25 protein-coding genes and 1 pseudogene are annotated in these 21,495 nt (G+C 69.1%); 7 read left to right on the top strand and 19 right to left on the bottom strand.

The window, feature by feature from the left end; translation table 11 throughout:
- Window positions 1-77: 77 nt before the first annotated feature.
- The 4 genes from ACYUED_RS37840 to ACYUED_RS37825 form a co-directional block, all read right to left on the bottom strand.
- On the bottom strand, window positions 78-482 hold the full coding sequence (locus ACYUED_RS37840) for a hypothetical protein (RefSeq protein WP_061334554.1): 405 nt from the start codon (window positions 480-482) through the stop codon (window positions 78-80).
- Window positions 483-762: 280 nt separating this feature from the next.
- Complete coding sequence (locus tag ACYUED_RS37835; RefSeq protein ID WP_491288955.1) at window positions 763-1,581, bottom strand: SPDY domain-containing protein; 819 nt, start codon at window positions 1,579-1,581, stop codon at window positions 763-765.
- A gap of 15 nt (window positions 1,582-1,596) precedes the next feature.
- Window positions 1,597-1,887, bottom strand: a complete 291-nt coding sequence (locus tag ACYUED_RS37830) for a hypothetical protein (RefSeq protein ID WP_061334550.1) — start codon at window positions 1,885-1,887, stop codon at window positions 1,597-1,599.
- Between the two features lie 81 nt (window positions 1,888-1,968).
- Window positions 1,969-2,340 carry an SPDY domain-containing protein gene (locus tag ACYUED_RS37825; RefSeq protein ID WP_057608361.1) on the bottom strand — a complete coding sequence of 124 codons (372 nt, stop codon included), beginning with the start codon at window positions 2,338-2,340 and terminating at the stop codon, window positions 1,969-1,971.
- 401 nt (window positions 2,341-2,741) lie between these two features.
- Between ACYUED_RS37825 and ACYUED_RS37820 the strand changes: the two genes are divergently transcribed.
- The 4 genes from ACYUED_RS37820 to ACYUED_RS37805 all read left to right on the top strand — a co-directional run bounded on the left by ACYUED_RS37820 (window position 2,742) and on the right by ACYUED_RS37805 (window position 6,131).
- Complete coding sequence (locus ACYUED_RS37820; RefSeq protein ID WP_491288954.1) at window positions 2,742-3,746, top strand: DUF3800 domain-containing protein; 1,005 nt, start codon at window positions 2,742-2,744, stop codon at window positions 3,744-3,746.
- Between the two features lie 83 nt (window positions 3,747-3,829).
- Complete coding sequence (locus ACYUED_RS37815; protein WP_491288953.1) at window positions 3,830-4,219, top strand: hypothetical protein; 390 nt, start codon at window positions 3,830-3,832, stop codon at window positions 4,217-4,219.
- A gap of 224 nt (window positions 4,220-4,443) precedes the next feature.
- Window positions 4,444-5,256 carry a class I SAM-dependent methyltransferase gene (locus tag ACYUED_RS37810; RefSeq protein WP_491288952.1) on the top strand — a complete coding sequence of 271 codons (813 nt, stop codon included), beginning with the start codon at window positions 4,444-4,446 and terminating at the stop codon, window positions 5,254-5,256.
- A 20-nt stretch (window positions 5,257-5,276) separates the two neighbouring features.
- On the top strand, window positions 5,277-6,131 hold the full coding sequence (locus tag ACYUED_RS37805; RefSeq protein ID WP_061334543.1) for an SDR family oxidoreductase: 855 nt from the start codon (window positions 5,277-5,279) through the stop codon (window positions 6,129-6,131).
- Between the two features lie 456 nt (window positions 6,132-6,587).
- Here ACYUED_RS37805 and ACYUED_RS37800 read toward each other — a convergent pair whose 3' ends face one another.
- Window positions 6,588-7,442 carry a GNAT family N-acetyltransferase gene (locus ACYUED_RS37800; protein WP_491288951.1) on the bottom strand — a complete coding sequence of 285 codons (855 nt, stop codon included), beginning with the start codon at window positions 7,440-7,442 and terminating at the stop codon, window positions 6,588-6,590.
- A 572-nt stretch (window positions 7,443-8,014) separates the two neighbouring features.
- Here ACYUED_RS37800 and ACYUED_RS37795 point away from each other — a divergent pair.
- Both ACYUED_RS37795 and ACYUED_RS37790 read left to right on the top strand, forming a co-directional pair.
- Window positions 8,015-8,347, top strand: a complete 333-nt coding sequence (locus tag ACYUED_RS37795; RefSeq protein ID WP_107308596.1) for a PCC domain-containing protein — start codon at window positions 8,015-8,017, stop codon at window positions 8,345-8,347.
- A complete protein-coding gene (locus ACYUED_RS37790) occupies window positions 8,347-9,282 on the top strand; it encodes a phosphotransferase family protein (RefSeq protein ID WP_107446584.1) in 936 nt (311 codons plus the stop codon). The genes ACYUED_RS37795 and ACYUED_RS37790 overlap by 1 nt, the downstream gene beginning before the upstream one ends.
- A 143-nt stretch (window positions 9,283-9,425) precedes the next feature.
- Here the strand turns inward: ACYUED_RS37790 and ACYUED_RS37785 are convergent, their stop codons facing one another.
- The 3 genes from ACYUED_RS37785 to ACYUED_RS37775 all read right to left on the bottom strand — a co-directional run bounded on the left by ACYUED_RS37785 (window position 9,426) and on the right by ACYUED_RS37775 (window position 11,370).
- On the bottom strand, window positions 9,426-9,635 hold the full coding sequence (locus ACYUED_RS37785) for a hypothetical protein (protein ID WP_061334539.1): 210 nt from the start codon (window positions 9,633-9,635) through the stop codon (window positions 9,426-9,428).
- Between the two features lie 244 nt (window positions 9,636-9,879).
- Window positions 9,880-11,061, bottom strand: a complete 1,182-nt coding sequence (locus ACYUED_RS37780) for a hypothetical protein (RefSeq protein WP_491288950.1) — start codon at window positions 11,059-11,061, stop codon at window positions 9,880-9,882.
- Window positions 11,062-11,130: 69 nt separating this feature from the next.
- The gene (locus tag ACYUED_RS37775; RefSeq protein ID WP_159059656.1) at window positions 11,131-11,370 is read right to left on the bottom strand and encodes a hypothetical protein; all 240 of its coding nucleotides are present in this window, start codon (window positions 11,368-11,370) and stop codon (window positions 11,131-11,133) included.
- 142 nt (window positions 11,371-11,512) lie between these two features.
- Here ACYUED_RS37775 and ACYUED_RS37770 point away from each other — a divergent pair, with 142 nt between their 5' ends.
- Window positions 11,513-12,838 (top strand): hypothetical protein, encoded by a 1,326-nt coding sequence (locus ACYUED_RS37770; protein WP_319673322.1) that lies wholly within the window; start codon window positions 11,513-11,515, stop codon window positions 12,836-12,838.
- Between the two features lie 21 nt (window positions 12,839-12,859).
- Here the strand turns inward: ACYUED_RS37770 and ACYUED_RS37765 are convergent, their stop codons facing one another.
- From ACYUED_RS37765 to ACYUED_RS37715, 11 genes and pseudogenes are all read right to left on the bottom strand, one after another.
- Window positions 12,860-13,015, bottom strand: a complete 156-nt coding sequence (locus ACYUED_RS37765; protein WP_210594862.1) for a hypothetical protein — start codon at window positions 13,013-13,015, stop codon at window positions 12,860-12,862.
- Window positions 13,016-13,285: 270 nt separating this feature from the next.
- Window positions 13,286-13,594, bottom strand: a complete 309-nt coding sequence (locus ACYUED_RS37760; protein WP_061334530.1) for a hypothetical protein — start codon at window positions 13,592-13,594, stop codon at window positions 13,286-13,288.
- Window positions 13,591-14,109, bottom strand: coding sequence for a hypothetical protein (locus tag ACYUED_RS37755; RefSeq protein WP_061334527.1), 519 nt, complete (start codon window positions 14,107-14,109; stop codon window positions 13,591-13,593). The genes ACYUED_RS37760 and ACYUED_RS37755 overlap by 4 nt, the downstream gene beginning before the upstream one ends.
- 228 nt (window positions 14,110-14,337) lie before the next feature.
- On the bottom strand, window positions 14,338-15,042 hold the full coding sequence (locus ACYUED_RS37750; protein ID WP_491288949.1) for a GFA family protein: 705 nt from the start codon (window positions 15,040-15,042) through the stop codon (window positions 14,338-14,340).
- A gap of 75 nt (window positions 15,043-15,117) precedes the next feature.
- Complete coding sequence (locus ACYUED_RS37745) at window positions 15,118-16,101, bottom strand: SpaA isopeptide-forming pilin-related protein (RefSeq protein ID WP_107446564.1); 984 nt, start codon at window positions 16,099-16,101, stop codon at window positions 15,118-15,120.
- Window positions 16,102-16,138: 37 nt separating this feature from the next.
- Complete coding sequence (locus ACYUED_RS37740) at window positions 16,139-16,924, bottom strand: SPDY domain-containing protein (RefSeq protein WP_307047088.1); 786 nt, start codon at window positions 16,922-16,924, stop codon at window positions 16,139-16,141.
- Between the two features lie 59 nt (window positions 16,925-16,983).
- Window positions 16,984-17,472 (bottom strand): hypothetical protein, encoded by a 489-nt coding sequence (locus tag ACYUED_RS37735; RefSeq protein WP_107446562.1) that lies wholly within the window; start codon window positions 17,470-17,472, stop codon window positions 16,984-16,986.
- 30 nt (window positions 17,473-17,502) lie between these two features.
- Complete coding sequence (locus tag ACYUED_RS37730; RefSeq protein WP_491288948.1) at window positions 17,503-18,363, bottom strand: SPDY domain-containing protein; 861 nt, start codon at window positions 18,361-18,363, stop codon at window positions 17,503-17,505.
- Window positions 18,364-18,410: 47 nt separating this feature from the next.
- A complete protein-coding gene (locus tag ACYUED_RS37725) occupies window positions 18,411-19,064 on the bottom strand; it encodes an HAD family hydrolase (protein WP_061334502.1) in 654 nt (217 codons plus the stop codon).
- Window positions 19,061-20,095, bottom strand: a pseudogene (locus ACYUED_RS37720) (MFS transporter); the annotation flags it as partial. The gene ACYUED_RS37725 and the pseudogene ACYUED_RS37720, both read right to left, overlap by 4 nt.
- A 104-nt stretch (window positions 20,096-20,199) precedes the next feature.
- Window positions 20,200-21,429, bottom strand: a complete 1,230-nt coding sequence (locus ACYUED_RS37715) for a hypothetical protein (RefSeq protein WP_491294850.1) — start codon at window positions 21,427-21,429, stop codon at window positions 20,200-20,202.
- Window positions 21,430-21,495: the final 66 nt, after the last annotated feature.

Below are 21,495 nucleotides of genomic sequence, written 5' to 3'. Positions count from 1 at the left end.
CACTGCTGCCCCCGACCAGGACGGTCGCGGGCAGCAGTGCTGTGCTTGTTCCGCTTTGACGGACACCAGTGCGATGGTCAGGCTGCGGTTCCGTACATCCACCGGCGAACCACGGTGTAACCGTCAGGAAGCTCGTTCCCCGTCAACTCCCTATACCTCGCCTTGGCCTCTTCGCTGGCGTGCTGCCCGGGAGGGAGCCTTCGGAGGAAGGGGTCGCGGTCAGGGGCAGGCGAGGACTGGCGAGGCTGCTCCGTAGCTTCATCGTCGGAGGCCGGTTCGTAATCCGCGATGTCCTCGACCTCATGCCTTGTGGAGCCCTGCCTTGCGAGGTAAGCGACCACGGCCAGACTTACGCTCAGAGTCACGCCGCCCATGACGCGGATCTTCGGCTTGTGCTTCGCGTACCAGCTCTTCGACTTCTCGTCAGAGGGCGCGGGCTCGCCATCTGCGGGAGTGCGTTCACCAGGCGTGGAGTCGTCCATGTGCACACATCTATCGGACCCAGCCGCTACCTGTCAGGCAATCAACCGACATCACCCGATCCGCTTCAATACACCGAGCAGACCCCCGCTTCACCGCACTTCCCCGCCTTGGGGCCGGAGACGATCACCGGTGCCGGGCAGGCCCGGCACCCTGTACTCGTCGCCCCGGTCGCCGTCCTCCGACTCGATGGCTCGCCCGAGCCCCGGAGGGAAATACCAGAAGCCCGGCCCCTGTTCGGGGACCGGGTTTCTTCCGTCTGGTTAGGTGCGCCGTCGATGGCTAGGCCGGCGCCCGCAGCAGTCGCTCCCGGGTGGCCTCGGGCAGCACCCGGCGCAGGACCGGTGCGGTCGAGCTGAGGGAAGTGGCGAAAGCTGCCACGAGGTCGTGCGGGGCGCTGGCTCCGAAGGAGGCCGCCCACAGGCAGGGGGCGCCGAGCGCGGGCTCGGCCCATGCCTGCCATCCGACTGGTCCTGGCTCGTCGGCCTCGGTCGTCAGGGCGCGCGGGTCGGCGTCCTGGATGAGGGGCGGTACCTCGCCGAGGCTGATGTGCGAGGTGAACGTCGGGTCTGTCGCTGCCGCGTCGGGCTGGTCGATGTCGCGGAGCCAGCCGTGTGCGGCTACGGCGTCGAGGACCAGTTCGGGTCCGGCGAACGGCACGGCGGGCTGGTCTCGGGCGTCGAGCGCGACGAGGAAGTCGGCCACAGCCTCGCCTGGGACGTCGGTGGTGAAGTAGCACGACCACGACGCGAGCGGGCTGCTGGTGTCCGCGCGGGCGGAGATCTGCCAGGCGATCGGCAGGTCTCCCAGGTGGAACGGCTCGTCCGCCAGGCTCCACTGCGCCCATCGGAGGGTGTCGGAGCTGATGTGCAGAACGGTGCTGCGCAGGACCTGGCGGTCCTGGGGTTCCTCGTCCGGCTCATGACGTCCGCGGACAATCGTCAGGCTCGTCCAGCCCAGACTGGAGAGCGTGTCGGCAACGCCGTCGTAGAGGCACCCGTCGTCACCGGCCAGATGCCGGGGGCCGACCCAGAACGCGGGCTGGCCGCCGGGCGGAATGGACGGGTCGGGCGGGAAGTCGGGGTACAGGGGCGCCTCCAAGGGGTCGGTGCGGGTCTAGTTGCCGCCGGCACGGCGGCGGGGGCGGCGCGGGGGTGCCTGGACGGGGCCCTGCCAGGTCAGGGCGATGGCGACCTCGGGCGGCAGATGTCCGAGCTGTGCGTCCTCGTCCCGCCCCTCGGCGAGGTAGACGACGGTCCGGCCGGTCTCATCCACGGACTGCACGACCTGCGCCAGGCGGTGCGCCATCGGAAAGAAGGGGTTCATGGCCTGTCGGACCGGAGTATCCCGGTCGCAGGCGGACAGCAGGTCGATGAGATCACCGACGGTCATCTCCGGGGTCGTCACGAACAGCCTCCTGGGGTGAGCGGAAACAGTGAGCGGCGAAAAGGGCGGGGCCCGACATCTGACCGGCCGCCCGGGCGAGAACTACTCGTGGGCGCGCTGTCGTACACGACGTGAGGTCTCCAGCACACGCGCCACGGCGGCGGCGACGATGTCGGCCGGCGTCTCGATGTCGAACGACAGGTGGTAACCACGCACCTTGGCCGTGCCGGACACAGCGATCTTCCATCCCTCACCGTCCGTACCGGGACGGCCGAGCGGGAACCAGCCGAGGTAGAACCGGCCGTCCTTCGAGCTGACGTGCACGTCCGCACGGTCGTCCACAATCAGGTGGAAGTCCTCTGCGGAGAACTGGTCCATCACCAGCGTGGGCTGGCCGGGTCCGAGCTGCCACTCACGCAGCCGCAGGGCTTCAACGGTGGTAGCGAAACCGGAGCCCACGGGCGCTACGGTCACGGGCAATCACCTCTCTGACCTGGGGTTTTTTGCAAGGTCGTCTAGGTTGACATGCCCTCACGCACGTTGGCCAGTCATTCCGCGATCTTTCCTGTCTGCCCCCGGCGAACTGCTGTCCTTGGACAGCGAATCCAGTCGTCCGCCCCGCGCTGACCTGCGGCGACTAACCTGATTGACAAGGGCGTTGGTGGCCTTCCCCGCTCACCAACGCTATGACCTGCGACGACTACGTTGGATGGCAAGGAACTCCACGGACCTGGTTCGATGTCGGCGGACAACTGCTTCCCCTGTGGCTATGTTCACCGGTCGGCACGATCGAGGTTGAGGGGATAGCCGACCGCCGCGGGTGCCAGCGCCGACTGCGGCTGGCCCGCCCCGACGCTGGCGGGCATCCTCCATGCATGTCCACTTCACCCATGGAGCGCCCCGTCGTTTACGTCGACGAGTCCGCCAACTCGGGCCAGAACCTCCTCGACCCGCACCAACCTGTCTTCACGGTGGCCGGGGTTCACCTCCCTGACTACCTCGCCGCCTCCATCGTCGACGAGGTCCGTGGGCAGCTCCCGCGCAATCTGCGCGAGCCGAAGTACACGTCGTTGGCGGGTTCCAGCGGCGGACGGAAGGCGCTGATGAACGCCTTCGCGCGCCTGCCCGAGGGGAGCGTGCGGACGTACCTGGTCCACAAGCGATTCATGGTGATGACCAAGATGGTCGACGTCATCGTGGAACCCATGGCGCACCGGGACGGCTACAACCTGTACGAGGGGAAGGAAACCCTCACCCTGGCGAACATGCTGCACCTGGCCGGCCCGGTCATGGGGGATGCGGACGCCTACGACCGGATGCTCCAGGCGTTCGTGAACTGGGTCCGGCAGAAGGCCACCACCGACGAGCTGTACGCGGCCATAGCCGCCCTCAAGACCTCCGTGCAAAGCCAGCAGTTCGCCGAGTACGTGGAGGTCCTGGAATACGGCCGGCCCGTCGCTGACGAGACCGCAGCGGAGATCGCATCCCAGGGGCATCGGGACGAGCTGGATCCGGCTATCCCAAGCTTGTACTGCCTCGCCACCACGTTCGGTCAGACCCTGGGCAAGTTCCGCCTGGTGCACGACGCATCGAAAGTAGTCGACCGCAACACCACCCGCCTGCACACCGTGCACTTCCTCCCCGATCCCGCGCGGCCGGGCGAGTTCATGAACCCCTTCATGGGCGGCATCGAGTTCGCGGACAGCAAGGACCACCCGCAGCTCCAGGTGGCGGACTGGGCTGCGGGCGCGACGCGCCAGTGGGCGCAGTGGATGGCAGGTGGCGGCGGGGACCAGTTCTCCCGCGGCCTGGAGCCGGTTGTCCGACCCTGGCTCATCGACGGCATATGGCCGGCTCCCGTGGAGGGCTCAGAGACATGATGGCGACGAGGGGTGCCTGCAGGATCTGAACAGGCTCCCCTGAAGTCGGAGTCGCCCTTGGACCACACCACCAGGAGGAACCAGTGTCATACCCGCAACTGCTCACCCCCGAGGAGAAGCTCGCCGACGCGAAGAAGCTGTTGAGCCTCCCGCGTATCGTCGTGATCTGCGGCTCCACCCGCTTCATGACCGAGATGAACGAGGTCGATCTGCGGGAGACCAAAGCCGGAAAGATTGTCGTCAAACCGGGCTTTGACATGAAGTCGCCGCACGAACTTTGGTCCGATCCTGGCGAGGCCGAGGCGCTGAAGGTTCGGCTCGACGATCTGCACCGGGCGAAGATCCGGCTCGCTGATGAGGTGCTCGTAGTCGGCGACTACATCGGAGACAGCACCCGAGCCGAAATCGCCTACGCCCGGTCGCTGGGCAAGCCCGTGCGGTTCACGCACCCCGAAGTCAACTTTGACGCCTGACCGCCCGCTGCCACCTCGACCACCAGGGCCGGCAGCCCGCCGCCTGACCGTCTCGCGGTGACTTCGGCCGCCACCCACCCCACACCCTCCGCAGGCACCCCCTGGCACTGTGGCAGCGGCGGTGGGGGCCGGACCGTCACAGGGCTCCGAAAATCAAAGTGATCACTTCCTGGTCTCCCCTACTCTGCCGGACACCGGCAGCCCCTCCTGACAAGGACGGTCCGATGACAAGCAACCCCGCCGTGCGCCCGGAGATCATCGACTTCTACAGCCGGTCCGACGAAGCCGCACGGCTGCAGACCACCGCCACAGGCACCCTGGAGTTCTCGCGCACCCGCGAGTTACTGCGCCGCCACCTCCCACCGGCACCGGCCCGCGTGCTCGATGTCGGCGGTGGTCCCGGAACGCACGCCCGATGGTTGGCCGACGACGGCTACACGGTGCACGTCGTGGACCCCGTCCCCAAGCACGTCACCCAGGCAGCCGCCATCGACGGCGTGACGGCCGAGCTGGGCGACGCCCGCTGCCTCACCGCCGCGGACAGGACGTACGACGTCGTTCTGCTTCTCGGCCCGCTCTACCACCTCCACGACAAGACCGACCGGATCTCCGCGCTGACGGAGGCGGCCCGCGTGGCCCGGCCTCGCGGACTCATCGCCGCGGCGGCGATCTCCCGCTATTCGCCCCTCCTCGACTACATCGCGACCACCGGTATCACCGAGTCCGCGATCCAGGACGGGGTCCGTGACACCCTGGCCCAGGGCCGCTACGCCGGACAGCGCGGCTTCACCGTCGCCTACTTCCAGACCTCCACCGAGCTGCGCGCCGAGGTCACGGAGGCCGGTCTTACCGACCCCAGCCTCTACGGAATCGAAGGACCCGGCTGGGTGGCGGTCAAGGCCATCGAGAAGTACACCAGCGCCAACCTCATGGGCACGGACATGTACGAAGCGGCCCTCGCCGCGGCCCGCATCGCGGAACCGCACGCGGCCCTCACCGATGCCTCTGCCCACATTCTCGCCATCACCGGGCCCTGACCGATCTAGGGTGTCGCCTCATGACGCTGCTGATCGTAGGTGGGTCCGGGTTCCTGGGCACCGAGCTGGTCCGGCAAGCTGTATTGGCGGGGCGCCCGACAGCCGCGACCTATACGACCAGGCCCGGCAGTGCTCCGGGGATTACCTGGCGCAGTCTCGACCTGCGGGATCCAGGGAGCGTGGAAGCGGTCGTGGCCGAGGTGAACCCTCGCGTCATCGTCAATGCGTCGAGCGGCGGGGCCGACTGGGCAGTCACAGCCGAGGGACCCGTCCGCCTCGCGATCGCCGCGGCGAAGGCCGGAAGCAGAATGATCCAGGTCTCCACCGACGCCGTCTTCTCCGGCAAGAGCCACGTTCCCTACGACGAACACTGCAGGCCCGACCCCATCACCCCGTACGGAGCGGCGAAGGCCGCCGCGGAAACGGTGCTGCTGCTTCATCCGGACGCCGTCGTGGCCCGCACCTCGCTGATCATCGGCGACGGCCAGTCCGAGCACGAACGCACCGTCCACGCACTGGCCACCGGCACCCGCGATGGCGTCCTCTTCACAGACGACTTCCGATGTCCGGTCCACGCGAGCGATCTGGCCGCAGCGCTCCTCGAACTCGCGTCGGGCGACACGACAGGCGTCCACCACCTCGGCGGGAACCAGGCTCTCAGCCGGCACGAGCTGGGCGTGCTCATCGCCCGACGCGACGGACTCGACGCATCGCGACTGCCCACCGGCCTACGGGCCGACAGCACCCTGCCCGGGCCCCTCGACATCCGCCTGGACAGCCGCTCGACACAGCGCAAGTTGCGCACCACGCTGCGCGGCGCGCACCAGTTCCTCGCCCCGGGACGGCCTCACCAACACCCTTGCCAATCAAGTTAGTCGCCGCAGGTCAGCGCGCAGGGCTTCGGCGAAGTCCGCTGACGTCTGTTTCGTGATCATGTGAGCCCGGGAAGCTGAAGGGGTCGGCTCGGGTTTCGATCGTCGTGGCGGAGGCCAGCGGCGATGTTGGTGACTCCGTCCCCCTACCGCCTACGCCGAAGCCCTGGGTACATGACGGCTGCGTGCAGGGCGGCCCGACCGAGCTTGCGCTCATTCCCTACAACTGGAAGCTCTACCGCGATCACGAACGACTCTCGGCTCCTCGGTCGACGCTGGCCCTGTCGGGAGCTGCGTGGCATTCGCTGCGCAAGTCGCGGATCTGGTGTCCTGCGCCGCAAGTTCGTCGAAGAAGTCCAGCGCGGTTCGGCGGAGAAGTCCCCTGCTGAGAGATGTGTTCGCTGTGGTGCCCGCCACGGGGCGCTCCGGAGTTCTTCGCCGGATCTCTGGCGCGGCATGCTAGAAGTCGTACAGCGCGAAGTCAGTAATCGGGCGGTACCCAATCCGCTGATAGAGGCCGTTGCTGGTGGGGTTGGCCAGGTCCGCAAACAGCAGGACCTCCGCCGCGCCTGCGGCTAGAGCGGCCCGGCTCACCTCGACTGTCGCGGCGCCGGCGTAACCGCGACCGCGCAGGTGCGCCGGGGTATAGACGGGGGCCACCCGGATCTGGCCCGCGACCATGGGCGTCCTGCCCGCCATGGAGACGGGGGTGCCGTCCGGGGTTTCCCAGAGCGTGACTCGTCCGTGGGCGATGCGCGTGTCCGCCCACGAGCTGTTGTCCGCAGAGGGGGTTCCTCCGATGTCGGTGACGAACTCGCGGTGCCAAAGCATGAGTTGCTCGCGGTCCTGCTCGCCCGCGACTCGCCCCCGGCCCTCAGGGAACGGTTCTGGTGGCGTGAGCGTGCCCAAGCGGTACAGGCGCTCCCGCTCGTGCAGCGTCGGTATCGCGCCCGTGCGCCGCTGCCAAGCCTCTGCGAAGAAGCTGGCGGTGTCGTGGTCCGCGTTGACGCCGGGGAGGGGATGGCCGAGGCCGGCTAGTTGAGCGGCGAGGCTGTCGGCCTCTTCGGGGGTGAGGGGGGTGAGGGTCAGGCGGCGGGGCGGGGTACGGAAGAAGGTCGCACGGACCTCGCCCGCCCGTTCCAGCAGGCCGAAGATGGGGGCGTCGGCGCCGTACGCGTCCGCCCCGCGCGTACGCAGTGCCTCGGTCACCGTCAGCGGGACGGTGTGCAGGGCGGGACGCGACTGCAGGAAGTCTCCGGCGCGAGCGAGAAAGTCGTCGAGGTCTTCGGTGAGGTGCCAGTCATCCGGACTCATGTCTCATGATCCCGCGTGCCGTCGGCGTGCGCCCGTGGTTTTCCGCTGGGAGGGGCGCGAACACGTCCGCCGTCGAGGGGGCTTCGGCGCCGACACCTCGCTGGACTTCTTCAACGCACTTGTGGGGCGGGACATTAGCTTGATCTTTGATCACGGGCATCGGACCAGGACGAGGGAAGGCTTTGGCCATGCCTGGCCACGTCGTCCAGCGCGTTCCTCGCCATGCCGAGGAACGCGTAGCGCACTGCTATGAATTCCATACCGGCCTCGTGCACGGTGTCACCCCCGTCGGCAGGGCCTGGTAACTCGCGTGCAAGTGTCCAGAGGTTTCGCTTCAAGGCGTCCGCCCCCTCAATCTCCCCTTCGAGACATCACTGCACGTCAGCGGGTGCTTTAGTGGACGGATACAAGCGGATTCCTCAGTCCCTTTCACCCAAGACACCACGCACCGCGCGGAGTTCCTCGCCGCTCGCTTTGCGAGAGAGGCCCCTCGACCCCTGTGCCGCTGGCGCCCGCTGGTGCTCCTCAGTCATGCTGCGGGAGCTGAGCCCCATGATCGGACGGAGTCACGCGTGATCGTCTTTGAAGTCTTCTCCGGTGAGCTAGTCGACGGGTTGAGCCGCCAGGCCGCCGAGGCCGGCATCACCGATGCGGCGATCGTCTCTTTGATCGGGGCCGCCGACTCCTTCACCGTCTCGACCATGCCCGAAGGCGACGCCCTCAAGGACAACATCACGAAGTACGACCTGCCCGGCGAGATGACCGGCACCGGCGAGATCCGCAACGGCTTTGTCCACCTCCACGTCGTCATGGGCGTCGAAGGCGACCGCGCCATCGCCGGACACCTCCACGAAGCCGTCGTCGGCACCCACTTCGCACGCGCCTACGCCATCCCCATCGCCTAATGCCTGTACCGCCCACCAGCGGCCGTCTGCAATGGATTGACGTCCCCCCGCCGCTGCGCGCTCGCCTCGAAACCGCCCTCGGCGCACCCGTCACCGACGCGGTCACCCCGGGCGGCGGCTTCGGCCACCAGCTCGCCGCCGCCCTCCGCCTGGACAGCGGCCGACGGGTCTTCGTCAAGGCCGCCCCCGACGACGACCCGCTCACTGCCGCCAACCTCCACGAGGCGGCCGTCCTCGACACTCTGCCGCGTGGCGCTCCGGCCCCGGACCTGCTGGGCATCCACCGCGCCGCCGACTGGACCGCCGTCGTCATCGCCCACCTCGACGGACCCCACCCGGACCTCTCTGCGGCCTCCGGCGACGCCGAACAGACTTGGGACCTGCTGGCCAAGCTCACCTCCAGCCCCGCCCCCGCGCCGTACACCGCGGCGGTGAGCGCCGTGCCCTCCACGGCGGCGGCCCTGCACGGCTGGGACGAGCTTGCCGCCGATCCGCCGGACGACCTCGCCCCCGCCGCCCGCGTCCACCTGCCGCAGCTCGCCGAACTGGAAGCGGCCTGGCCCGCCCTGGCCTGCGGCACCCGCATCGTCCACGGCGACCTGCGGGCCGACAACATGGTCCGCGACCACGACCAGGGTGTGACCTTCGTGGACTGGGCGCACGCCACCACCGGCCCGGCCTGCATCGACGCCGCTTCCCTCGCGCCGCAGCTCGTCCTCGCCGGACACGCGCCCGCAGACATCGCCCGTCTGCTCCGTGACCACCCCGCCACCGCCAGCAGTCCCGACACCACCACGGCGTTCCTCGCTGCGCTCACCGGCCACTGGCACCGCAACGCCCGCAGGCCCTCGCCCCCCGGCGCCCCCGGACTGCGCGCCTACCAACGCCGCGCGGCAGCCGCCGGCCTCGCCCTCCTCGGCTACCGCCTGCGTTGACACCTCACTCGTCACCGAGTTGCCCCCGTTGGACCTCATGGGGCTGACCGGTCGTGACGTGCGATGGCGCTCACCCCTCCTGCTTTGAGTGAGCGCCGTTCTCTAGTCCCTTTCACCCGAGTCACCAGTGCGCGTCGGCCGCCTCAATCGCAGAGCCGCGACAAGTGGTTCCCAGAGACCGTGGACCAGGTGGGGAACAACGCGGTGTGTCCGTTCCTGGCGCGGGTCAAGACGACGTACAGCAGCTCGGAGCCGGTCGGGTACGGCTCCCCTTCGGAGCCCTGGAACTCGTTGCTTCCGAGGAACAAGATCGTGGTGTCGGCTTCCCGGCCCTTGGTCTGATGGAGGTTCATGACCTGGATCCGGGCCTGCCAGGCTGTCCCTGCCCCGACCAGCGCTTCGTCGCGTGCGCGGAGAAGCTCCTGCCCGGCCGCAGCAGCGTCGACTCTGCTGCGGCCGCTGGAGTGACGGAGGGCGACGCGCGTGCGGCGGGCCCACTGAATCCAGGTCTCCTGGCCGCGGGGCGGCCCCGACCGCGTTATGGGCGTTTGATCGCCTCCGCGAGCCTCGCGACGTCGGGCCGGACCTGCGGCCTGTCTACTCCAGCAACTCTGATTGGATCCGGTTCCAGCTCGGCCGCGGGCTGTCGACCGGATGCACGATGGTGAGGAGGCGGCCTTCGAGGAACGCGTCGAGCCGGTCAGCCGTTGGAGAGTCCAGCCGGCGGCGCTGGGCCCTGTGGTCCAGGGGCAGGCGCTCTCCCAGGACGCCGAGCAGCACCTCGTGGCGTGCCGGGCCGACAGCATCGCCGCGGATCCACCGGCCACGGACCTCAACGCCGGAGAACGTACCGAGTGTGTCCTCACGGCCGAAGGACCGGTTCATGGCTGCTTCGACCAGCGGTTCGGCCCGCCTGATCGCCGCCTCAGGGTAGGCCCCGGCTCCATCGGCCGGACCCTCACCGCTGGACTCGGGTATGTCATCAGGCCAGTTCAGGAGGGGTTCCTCCGGTTCCAGGTTCGGGCGTCGGCGGGGATCGGGCCGGGGAACACGGAATCGCCAGGGAGTTGCGCCGCCCGGGGTGTCGATCCACCCAGTGCTGAGCCCGGCCGTGGCCGGGGAGTCGTCGGGGAGGAAGATGTCGACGTAGACGCCGCCCGTGCCGAGCCAGACCCAGCTCATGAAGTAGGCGTGATCGTCGTGGTCGACGGACCACTGCGCGAGCTTCTCCAAGCGGGTCTTCTGCGGCTGGGTGCCTTTGCCGGCAGGGAACATCTGCTGGTGGTCGCGGCGGCGGCCCCGCGCCTCTCCGGCGAGCGGACCGGCGGCAAGGTCGTACAGCAGGTCCGGCCGCACACCCTTCTTCACGTAGGTGCCGACTAGTTTCCCGGGCAGGACGTCGAAGCTCCTGAGCCCGTTGGCCCCTGGCTCCCAGTCGAAAAGGGCCTCGCTGACAGCGGTCATCACCCCAAGGCCGGTGCACTCGCTGACGAAGCGCCGGATGTGGAGGGAGCTGGAGTCGAGGGCGAGGCAGTCGACCCCGAGCGGGCCAGTACCCGGGCTGCCGGCGATATAGCTGAGCAGGAGGCTGATCTCGTGGTCGCGCACACGCTGATCGACCGTCTTGCGCAGGTCGCAGGCAAGGGCGTTGATGTTGACCACAGCAGCCAACGACACCGGCAGAGAGCCCTGCCCGATCTCGACGGCCTGGACAGCGTCAGCGCCAGCCATGCCCTTCTCAACCGTGAAACGCCACACCCGGGCACGCACCGTACTCATGGGGGAAGCCTATGGCCGCCATCCGCCGGTGCGGACCTCTGGCTCCGTAGGACCCCGCAACGCGCTGGTCTACGCGGCATCCCCGATCGACACCGGGTGCCGGACAGCCTTCTTCACGTCCATCTCGACCGAGACCCGGTCCTTGCCCTCCGCCTTTGCGTACGCCGTCACCTTCATCTGGAACTCCGCGGAGGCGTCGAACCAGGGCTTCCACGACTCCGCGCTGTAGGGCAGGTCCTTGACCGCGTCGTTCGCCTCGACGGCAGCGCGCTCCAGGTCGATCAGGTCATCGAACGAAATAGCGGTCACGTCGAAGGATCCTACGTCCGGCCACGGCAAGGCCGGTCCCTCCCGTCCGTGGTCGGCGAGCCGAACCAATCGGGTTGCGCGGCCCCCTTTCCCTGCCCGATCCTTCTAGGTTCGCCACATTCACATCTGGAGGGCCGCACCGGTGACCTCGACGACCAACGACCCCCTCGCCGCGCTCCAGGCCGTGGACCCGCGCGTCCTGCATTTCACGCCGTTCGGCCTCGGCGGACCCATGCGGCCCCAGGACGCCGCGGACTATCAGCAGCGCCTGATCAGCAACCTGGTCCTCGCCGACGACGTGGCACAGACGACCCGCCAGAAGTTCGAGCAGCTGTGCGCCGGCTACGCCCACGGCCTGTTGTGCTACGACCTGTTCACGCTGGTCTCGGACGCCGCCAAACTTACGCTGGAGCAGGCGCTGCGGGACCGGTTCGCCGCCCACCACAACGGCACCATCACCGCCCGGAACCAGGCAGGCTGCGAGCGCCAGATCGCCTACACCAGCTATGCAGACTTCCACGATCAGTACAAGAGGCTCCGCAAGCCCGAGATGCGGATGGGCAGTTCGAACACCTGGACCCCGTTCAACGGAATGCTCGACGGACTGCTGAAGTGGGCGCGGCGAGAGGGCCTGCTGCGTGGCCAGCGAAACCGCGGGATCGAGAGGGCGAAGAAGAACCTGCGGAACGTCACCGCCCACGGCATGTTCCACCTCCTCACTCCCGTCGACGTATACAGGGATCTGTCCGACCTCGCGGAGATCATCAACCATTTGTGGGGCCACGCGACACCGGGAGGCCGGCTCTACCCGGCACCGATCCCGCGCGACGTGGTCGCCATCCGGTGGAACACCACCACCGGCTCCGTGAGGGCCGGGCACGCAGCCCAGCTCGCCGACCAGCAGGAGCAAGAGGAGGAGGACGGATTCACCTTCGTACTCGTGCGCGCGGTCTTCTGGCCCGGGGAGCGAGAGGATCCCAATTTGATGGAGTACGACGCCCGGAACGCCACCACGCACTTTCCGGCGGAGTACCTGTGGGGCCCCGGCAGCCGCACGCAGGCCATCGCCTGGCTTGAGCAGGAAGCGCCCGAGCCGGACAGCTGCGACAGCCTGGACCAGGTCTTCGTGATCCGCGTCCACGACGACCGCATCCACCTTCCGATGTACCCAGGCGTCGCCGCGGCGCTCCTGCCCGCGGAGCAGCAGGGATCCTGGTACGCGGTCCGCGCCGACGGCCCGGCCGAGGTGTTCGCACACGCGCGCGCCGCGTCGACTGCCGCAAACGGGCATGACCGGACCGGAGAGTGCGAGCGGTGCCCTGTGGAAACCATCGCCAGCGGAGACCTCGTCACGGTCCTCCGAGCCGCGCGGGACGCCGGCGCCGACATCAGTCCGCTGACGACGCCCGACGTGCGCACCCCGTTCGCCGACCTGATGGCTCCCCGGTCGGTCGCCGCCTCGCCCTGACGTGAGAAGTCCCGCCCGGGTCTATCGCCGTCGGGGACGGGGGCGGGATGCCGTCGCTACCGCCATGGCCTCGGCCTGGTGGACGATGACGTTGACCGCGCCGTACGACCGCTCCACGTGCCCGTCCAGGAGGACGACGGAGGCTTCCAGCAGGATGCGGCGGAAGCGTTCCCGCACCGGTGGGGGAGAAGACGAGGCTAACCATGCCGCTCGCGTCCTCCAGTGCGCCGAAGGCGACACTGTTCGCGGTGGGCGGGCGCTGGAGGTATTTGGCAAATCCGCCGAGTTTGCCTCACAGCCGAATACGGCCGCCAGGCCGTGCCCACGCCATGGTGGATCCAAGGTCACCCGGTCCACGACGAGCAGCCCGGAGCCGACGTACTCAAGCAGCTCGCTGACTTCGCTGGTGACGGAGCCCGTCTCGGGATCGAGGAGGACCTGGGCGGTCTAATACAGCTCCTCCGACTCTTGCTCCATAGACCGGAACGCATTCCGGCCGCGGTCGAGGTGGACCCGGTAGAACGTCATCGACCCCACGGTGGCGTCCTCGACCGTGCACGCGGGGCACTCTACGGTGACGCAGTTGCCCGTGGCCGCCGGCCCCTGGCCTCCGTCGTGCGCACGCCGACGATGGAGGACGGACACACTCCACCGCTCCAGCGTGTCGGCCTGCGGGGTGTCCCAGAGCTCGTCGTCGTAGGAGATGCGCAGGTACAGGTCGGAGGGATCCCCTGGAAGCTGAGGCCGCTTACTCACCCGGCAAGGTCCTGCACGATGGCTTCAAGGACAGCACCCGAACCCTCGATGGGCGTGGGCATCACGACACCGATCACCGTTCTGTGCACGGCACCGCCCGACAGCAGCGACGGCTCGGGGTTCTTGGTCACGATCCGCAGGAGCCCGTGTCCGGGAGCCCCCTCGATCCGGTAGCCGGGTTGGAGGCGAGAGAGCCATCCGTGGTCCACTGCCACCGCGGCGCCGCGCAGCGCGCCGATACGCAGGCCGCGGGTCACCCAGGCCGACCAGGCGACCTCGCTCCAGTCCGCGCCGTCGGCCTGGTCAGGAATGACGTCTGAGAGGTCGGGGTGCTGCTCAGCCACCCAGCGCGAGGGCTGCGCTTTGCGGAGGACCCACTGCCCGTCCCTGCCGACCTCGGCAGGGTCGAGCCCTGGGGTGAGGCGCATGTCGAGAGCGACGTGGCCGTCGGTGATCCGGTCGCCGTGCACCCAGACCTTGTCCTTATTGACGACCCAGTCGCAGAGTCGCTCCATTGACGCTGTCACTCGTTGTGCTCCCAGGAGAGATCGTTGCCCTTCCACAGTAGGGCGGGTAGCACGGAAAGCCTCTCTCAGACGACCTTTCCGCCTGCGGCCGACGCGAAAGCCACGCTCCAGGCGAACAGCCCCGCGTGACCATCGCACGCGTAGAAGCGGCGGCCGTCATCAGAACCGGCGCAGGGCTCGAACCACAACACGGCGGTATGCCTTCATGAGTGGTGGTCACAGTCGTGGGGGTCGGTTATCAGATCCGCCAATCCCATGAGCGCGTGAGTCAAGCGTGGAGGCTAGCCGCCGACCGTACGTGCTGCGTTGCGGGTCGGGCGCGAGTGTGATGGTCATCCAGGGCGCCGCCGCCTCGCGGTAGCTGTGTCCGACCGGGACCAGTTCGGCGCTGCGGGTGAGGCTGAAGATCGTCACCATGATCATGTCCGAGCCGTCCGCGACAGAGGTGAGCTGGGTGCGGCAGCGCTGGCAGGATCCTCGGTGGAGAGTCGGCCAAGTGGAGAAGTAGGCCGGCTCTCCTGCCGGGCCCGTCCACTTCAGGGCGTCCCTGTGGAAACCGACCCAGGCCATCGCGGGAGAACCGGACAGGCGCGTGCAGTGCTCGCACGAGCACAAGTGGGGGTCGTCCGGAATACCGGACGCCTCGTACGCGTGATCGCCACACTGGCAACGCCCAGTCCACAGGTCTGGGACGACGATTCGTTCGGCCACAGGGACGGCTCCTTTGGTCCGGGAAAGCTGATACCGGCGGCAGTGTGCCGCACCCAGGCGACATCGCGCTGGCGTTCGACACCGGCCGACCCCCACGGGGTGGCGAGTCCACTCTTGAAAGCGAATATCCGTACGGGCCTTCACGGTTCGGCGTCCCTCTACGCAAGGGTCACGCGTGTGCGGCGGGTGGCGCCCCGCCTCCGTTCGCATCGGACACGCGCCCATGACAAAGCCCCCGGAATCAGTGGGTGAATTCCAGGGGCTTTGCGGAGGGCCGTGGGTGGGTCAGCTCGCGGAGGAGCCGTCGTCGGTGGAGTCGTCCGTGCGTCGGCGACGGGCCGCGAAGAGAGCGCCTCCGCCAGCGACGATCAGGACTCCGGCGCCGCCGATCAGCCACGGGGTGGCGTCGGCGCCGGTGTGCGCGAGCGAGCCGGAAGGAGCCGGCGACGCGGACTCGTTGGAGGTCGGAGTACCCGAGGCAGACGGCGCCGGGGTGTCCTCATCCCTGCCGGGCTTGTCCGGGGAGGGCTTGTCGCTTGGCTTCTCGGTGGGCTTGTCTGTCGGCTTCTCCGAGGGCGGCGGGGTGGTGGCGGTCTTGGCGTTGGTGACGGTCACGGTCACGGGATCGCCCGGCTTGGCCTTGAACGCCTTCGAGGGCTTGTAGATGTTGTAGCCGGCAGGTGCCTTGACCTGCTTGACCCAGAAGTCCGTGCCGGTACGGGAGTTGATGGGCAGCTTGCCGCTGGCCGTTCCGTCGGCGCCGGTGGTCAGCGTCAGTATGGTTTTGTCGCCGCTGCCGATGTTGACCGTGGATCCGGGCAGCAGCTTGCCGGTCTTGTCGTCCTTGCCCTTCACCAGGACCGAGGCGGCCTTGAACGGGTCGACGACCGTGAGCCGGGTGGCGTTGCCCGGGGTGACGATGACGTCCTGGTCATCGGCGGTGTCGTGAAGGCTGCTGCCGCTGGAGATTTCTTTGAGGCGGTAGACGCCCGGCGCGAGGTCGGAGAAGGTCAGTTTCCCCTGTGCGTCGGTCTTGCCCCGTCCAGCTTCTTGGCCGGCGGAGTCGAGCAGGAGGAACGCGGCGCCGAGGAGCGCGTCCCCGGCCGGGTCCTTGGTGATGATCTCGACGCTGCCCGCGTCCGGGGCCGGTGTCTCGGCGGAGGCCGAGGGGGTCGGTTCGGAGGGCTGGGCGCTCGCGGCCGGCGCCCAGGTGAGGGTGCCGGTCACCGCGACGGCGACGGCGGCGGATCGAACGAAGAGAGCGTGCACGAGGAGGAGGACTCCTTGGATCAGAGGGTGGGGAAGGTCATCGGGTTCGGCTGGCAACCGGGGCGGGAGGTGGCGGGGCGACAGGTGCGCTGCCGTGAGGCTGCTTGGGTGTCGTGGTGGCGATGTAGAGGGCGCTGCGGGTGTGGACGGGGACGTCCTGGACGGTGCGGTGCAGTGGCTCGGTGGAGATCAGCGAGGCGGTGAAGGCTGCGACGAGCGTGGTGGGCGTGCCGAACGAGAAGCGTGCCGTCCAGTGCGGCTCGCTGGGGTGTCCGCCCCAGGCCCGCCAGGCCGGCCCGCTGGAGCCGCTGATGGCGTAGCGGTGGCGTAGGCCGCCGAGTCCTTCCGGGGTGAGGAACGTTTGTGTGCCGTCGGTCTTGACGTCGTGGCTCCACCCGCGGGTGAGCAGCGGCACGTACGCCTCGTGCGGTGCCGTCTCGTCCCGGAACAGCCGGTCGTGGTCGCTGTGCCGGTCTTCGAGGTAGAGGTCGAGCAGTTCGGTGTGGACGTCGTGCAGCAGCTCGACGGGGGTGGCGGCGTCGAAGGTGATCCGCCAGGCCGGTGGGGTGAACGGGGCCCGGTGCGCGCTGACGGTCCACGTGCCCTGGCCGCGCTGGTCGGGCTGGGGGTCGTAGGTGGTCTGCAGTCGCAGGCACGGGCTGAACGCCGCGGCCGTGCCGTCGTCGGTTTGGGCGAACGGCCAGCCCTCGTCGTAGGGGAAGGCCCATGCGGTACGCGGGTCGACGGCGCCGGGCCCGGCGAGGTGGCGGGGAAGGACCTGCACGGTTTGGGCGGGGTCGAGGTTTTCAAAGGGGTGGCTCATCACGGGCAGGGCTCCTGCTGGAAGGGTGCGGAACGCGGGGCCTGGCCGTGGGGCGCGGCTCAGCGGGCGCGGGTGCCGCTGCGGGTGACCGGCGCGACGGGCGCGGTCTGCGCGGTCCGGCCTGCGGCGCGGCTCGGCGCGGACGCGGTCCAGGCGCCCGGGAACCAGACGGCGGTGTACTGCTCGATGGCGTCGCGCAGCCCGGTGGTGACGGCTCCCTCCCACGGGGGCCGGCCGGGGCGGTGGTACTTGTCGAAGGTGCCGTGCTGCTTGGTGTTCGGCCGGGTGTTGGTCGCTTCGTCGCGGCGGTGGAACGTGCCGTGGTCGAGGAAGCTGAGGGCGACGGCGTCGATCTCGCCGCGGGCCGGGTGGACGACCGCCAGGCGTAGGCCGCCGTAGGTGTCCGCGTGGATGGTGCCGGTGAAGTCGATCCGCAGCCGCAGCGGTGTGCCGGGGACGGGGGCGGCGAAGTACGTGTTGCCCACGACCGTGCTGTTGTGGAACGGGAGGCACAGCTCGGCGAAGAACTCGGGGGCCTGCAGGGACAAGAGGGGTCTCCGATGGGGGTCGGGCTGGTCCTATCGGCGTGGACGGGGCAGGGCCGGTCGGCTGGTGGTGCTCCAGCGCGGGACGCTGGCCGCGGGGAGCGCGGCCGGGCGGCGGGATGCGGCGGCCCTCCGCACGTCGAGCGGGGTCGGGGCCGGCGGTCCGGGCGGAAGGATCGGGGTGAGCTGGGCCATGCCCTTGATGTAGCTGAAGGTCTCCTCGCGCCACCGGGGCAGGGGAGCCGGATCGGCGACGCACTCGGTGATGGCGGTGAGCAGGGCGACGGGAGTGTCGGTGCTGGCCGTGGCGTACCAGACGGGCCGGTCGATGGACTTGCCCGCCCACATCTGCCACCGGGCGTCGCGTGTGGTCAGCTCGGTTTCCGGATCGAGGTCGCCGGTGGTGAACTCCAGGCCGGCGAACCCGTCGGGGGACTGGACCGCGAAGACGCCCCAGCGCGGGCGGTCGATCTCCCAGCCCTGTTTCAGCACGGGCACGACAGCCAGAAAGGGATCGTGCTCGTCGACCCCGGCGGCCGGCCTGGCGAGGTAGGCGTCCGGGCCACGCTCGTACGCCTCGGCGAGTGCGGTGGTGAAGGCGCGGACGAACTCGGTGGGGACGCGGTCGTTGAAGCAGACGCCCCACTCCGGCGGGCCGAACGAGTCCTTGTAGGAGTTGATGCGCCACAGCCCGTCGTCGTCTCCCTCGGGCAGATAGCCGAGTCGGACGCGGTGATCGGGCGCGGTGACATACACGTTGCCGAGGTCGTCGTGACGCAGGTCGAAGCCGAGCGCGAGCAGCGGTTCCAGAGCCGGGTCTCCGGTGTAAGTGCTGGCGGCGAGGTAGCGGGGGGAGACGTAGACGTCGCCGTCGATCTCTTCGGTGTCGGGCACGAAAGTCCTGAGGGTTGGGGCCGAGGGGTGAGCGGCGCGGTGCGCAGTCAGGAACCGGTGCTGGCCGCGAGGGCAGGCAGCAACTGCCGTTCCAGGTAGGCGGATTGGCCGGTGTAGTGGAGGGTGCGCAGGTCCAGCTGGGCGGCGGCCCGGCAGTTGTCCTCGCGGTCGTCGACGAACAGCACGCGTGCTGGCTCGGCGACGCCGGTGGCGGCCAGGGCGTGTTCGTACGCGGCCGGGTCGGGCTTGCACAGGCCCAGGCGGGCGGAGTACAAGGCGTCGTCCATCAGCTCGCGCCGCCAGACGGTGGCGTCCAGGACGTCGCTGAGGTGGGCCGGGGCGTTGGAGAGCAGCACCATCGGCAGCTCCGCGGCCCGGGCGCGGTACAGGACATCGAGGACGCACGGATCGGTGCGGGTCCACATGGCGGTGTCGGCGGCCCGCAGGGTGCGCAGCCACCGTGGGCCGGGGTGGTGTCCGAGGACCTTGGCCCAGTAGGCGAGATCGCTCAGTTCCCCTGCGTCGTATGCGTTGCGGGGAGCCCAGAAGGCGTCCTGGAACGAGGGGAGATGCCGGTCGGGCCACTCGGCGAGGTCGGCGAGACGGGTCCACATGGCGGTGCTGGGCTGGAGACCGAGGACTCCGTTGTAGTCGAGGATCAGGGCGTCCACGCCGGTCGGGGAGGCGGAGGTGCGGGTCAAGGGGTCGTTTTCTCCAAGGCTTTGGGTGCGAGCACGGCGACGCTTGCGGCGAGGAGGGCGGGCAGCAGCAGCGCGTGCGGCAGTGCGGTGACGGTGGTGAGAGCGCCGATGAGGGCGGGGCCGGCGAGCAGGCCGACGTAGCCGGTGACCGCGACGGTGGCGACCGCGCGGGGTCCGCCAGTGCCGGCGGCGGTGATCAGGCTGGGGATCGTGACGGACATGCCCAGGCCGAAGGCCGTCCAGCCGAGGAGGGCAGAGGCGGTGGTGGAGCCGGCCAGTCCGGTGGCGAGGCCGAGCGCGGCCAAAGCGGCGCCGGTGCGCACGACGGTGTCCGCGCCGAAGCGGGCGGTGAGCCGGTCTCCGGCGAGACGGCCTACGGCCATGGCGGCGCTGTAGAGGCCGTACGCCGCGGCGCTGGTCGCGGCTGTCGCGCCGAGGTCGTGCAGGTGGACGGAGGCCCAGTCGGCAGCGGCTCCTTCGCCCAGCAGCGTGGCGGCGGCAAGCGCGCCGAGCAGCCACAATCGGTGCCGGGACACCCTCCTCGGCTCGGGTGAGCCCGGTGCAGCACCGTGGTGGACGGGCTCGAGTGCGGGGCTGGCGACGGTGCGGGTGAGTCGCGTGGTCGCGCCTGCCGCAGCAGCGGCGCAAGCTGCCACTGCGGCGAACAGAACGGTGTGTGAGGTGTGGGCGGTGGTGGCGGCGAGTGCGGCGCCGAGGAGGGCGCCGAGGCTGTAACTCGCGTGCAGCCGGCCCATGATGGGGCGGCCGTGGACGTCCTGGCACCGGACCGCGGCGGCATTGGCTGCGACGTCAAGCACGCCGTGCCCGATGCCGAAGGCGAACGCCGCTGCCAGGAGGCTCTCCAGACTGGAGCAGAGCCCGAGGACGGCAAGACAGGCGGCGAGGGCTATAGCACCGCCGGTCAGCAGCGCGGGCAGACGGGCCGGGCGGGCGAGACGTCCGCCTGCCTGGAGTCCGGTGACCATGCCGAGGGCGGCGGCCAGCAGGACCAGGGCAAGCCCGGCGGTACTCGCCTTTGTCGGACGAAAGGAAAAAGTTCAGTTCCCGTGGCCCTGACCTGGGCACTGAACTCTTCTCTGCATAGAAGGAAGTAGCAACCCTCGCGCGGAACAGTTCAGTGCGCAGACCACGATCGCACCGGGCCGCCCACGGCACCAGCGGCTCTCGAGTCAGACTGGGGTCCAGTGCCCTTCTCGTCCAGCCATTCCAGCCCCCACAGCGTCAACGCCCTGGCGGCAGATTCCGGAACGCGATCGTGGAACTTCCGCCGGGCTTCGGTCACCGAGGCCACGCTCAGTCCTTCCCAGCCTCCGGCGTAGACAGGGGAGTCACGGGCTGGGCTGCCTGTGAGGGCTTCCCAGATCCACGCTGCGGCGTGGCGTTGCCGCTGGCGAGTAACGCCCATCCGTACTGGACGAAAGATCGAGAACAGGCTGTCATAAGGGACTTCGAGAAGTTCGGATAGCGCTCTCCGGCGAGCGGCGTAGTCAATGGCTCCTCGTTTCCGCAATAGATCGGCCAAAGTGCGAATTCCGCTCCAAAAAGCCTGAGAGTCAGGGATTCGCTGGGTAGTTTTTCCCCAATTTCCTTTGCGGCGCTGTGGGGCGTCTAGCGAGTCTTCGGCTTGGGCCCAAGTCTCTGCCCCGGCCAGGCGAGCGAGCGCGAGGGAACAGAAGTGCCTGCCGATGACAGGTGTGGTTCCGGGAAGGTGAACGGCCATGACGTTGCGGTAGTCATCAGCGTCTATCAGATTCGGAAAATGCCGGAACTCCAGGGCGACGGATGATCCAGTGGGAACGGCGCCGGCGATTCGTCTCTGGTGGGGAACGATCGCCGTCATCATGCGATGTAGTCCCGCCGGGTGCTGGATGCCGCGCAGCGGGTTGCGGCCACTGTGCCTGGTTTGCCGTTCTGCGGCCAACCTGCGCGCCCAAGGAGCAAGATGGCGTGCGCCAGCACCCCAGTCGGAGGCGTTCAGAATGGGTTCCGCGAGTGCGAGAGCGGCGGCAGCTTCGGACGCGGTGCCCGGCATCGCGCTGGCCCCACCGGGTACTGCGCGAGGGCTGAGTGCGCGCTGTGTGCGGACGGCGGCGAATGTGTCCGCGGCGAACCCGGGAAGTTCTGCGAGTTCGTCATCGTGGACGACCAGTCGCGCAGCTGCCGTCAGGTAGCGCAGAGCATCGAACCATTCGGCGCCGGAGACAGGCTCGCCGGCCAGCCGGGCCGCACCGCCGTCGGCAATGGCGAGCGCGCGCACTTGCAGATCAACCAACGCATGTGGGACCGAGAGAGTGGGGATGTCTGCGATCCGCTGGCGGCATACTTCCGGCTGGCTCGCTGCCACCGGGTTCGGCGAGCGGTTTCCGCATTCCTGCGTGTCCCGTGCGTAATGGGTCCCTGTAGGGAGACC

The sequence above is a fragment of the Streptomyces sp. DF42 genome (genome assembly GCF_058267695.1).
This window is presented reverse-complemented; position numbering and strand designations above follow the sequence as displayed.

Excerpts from the sequence above, each read along its gene's own strand:
- ACYUED_RS37840 (WP_061334554.1), bottom strand. The coding sequence starts at position 482 with ATGGACGACTCCACGCCTGGTGAACGCACTCCCGCAGATGGCGAGCCC.
- ACYUED_RS37820 (WP_491288954.1), top strand. The coding sequence starts at position 2,742 with ATGTCCACTTCACCCATGGAGCGCCCCGTCGTTTACGTCGACGAGTCC.
- ACYUED_RS37810 (WP_491288952.1), top strand. The coding sequence starts at position 4,444 with ATGACAAGCAACCCCGCCGTGCGCCCGGAGATCATCGACTTCTACAGC.
- ACYUED_RS37805 (WP_061334543.1), top strand. The coding sequence starts at position 5,277 with ATGACGCTGCTGATCGTAGGTGGGTCCGGGTTCCTGGGCACCGAGCTG.
- ACYUED_RS37800 (WP_491288951.1), bottom strand. The coding sequence starts at position 7,442 with ATGAGTCCGGATGACTGGCACCTCACCGAAGACCTCGACGACTTTCTC.
- ACYUED_RS37790 (WP_107446584.1), top strand. The coding sequence starts at position 8,347 with ATGCCTGTACCGCCCACCAGCGGCCGTCTGCAATGGATTGACGTCCCC.
- ACYUED_RS37785 (WP_061334539.1), bottom strand. The coding sequence starts at position 9,635 with ATGAACCTCCATCAGACCAAGGGCCGGGAAGCCGACACCACGATCTTG.
- ACYUED_RS37780 (WP_491288950.1), bottom strand. The coding sequence starts at position 11,061 with ATGAGTACGGTGCGTGCCCGGGTGTGGCGTTTCACGGTTGAGAAGGGC.
- ACYUED_RS37755 (WP_061334527.1), bottom strand. The coding sequence starts at position 14,109 with ATGGAGCGACTCTGCGACTGGGTCGTCAATAAGGACAAGGTCTGGGTG.
- ACYUED_RS37750 (WP_491288949.1), bottom strand. The coding sequence starts at position 15,042 with ATGCGAACGGAGGCGGGGCGCCACCCGCCGCACACGCGTGACCCTTGC.
- ACYUED_RS37740 (WP_307047088.1), bottom strand. The coding sequence starts at position 16,924 with ATGAGCCACCCCTTTGAAAACCTCGACCCCGCCCAAACCGTGCAGGTC.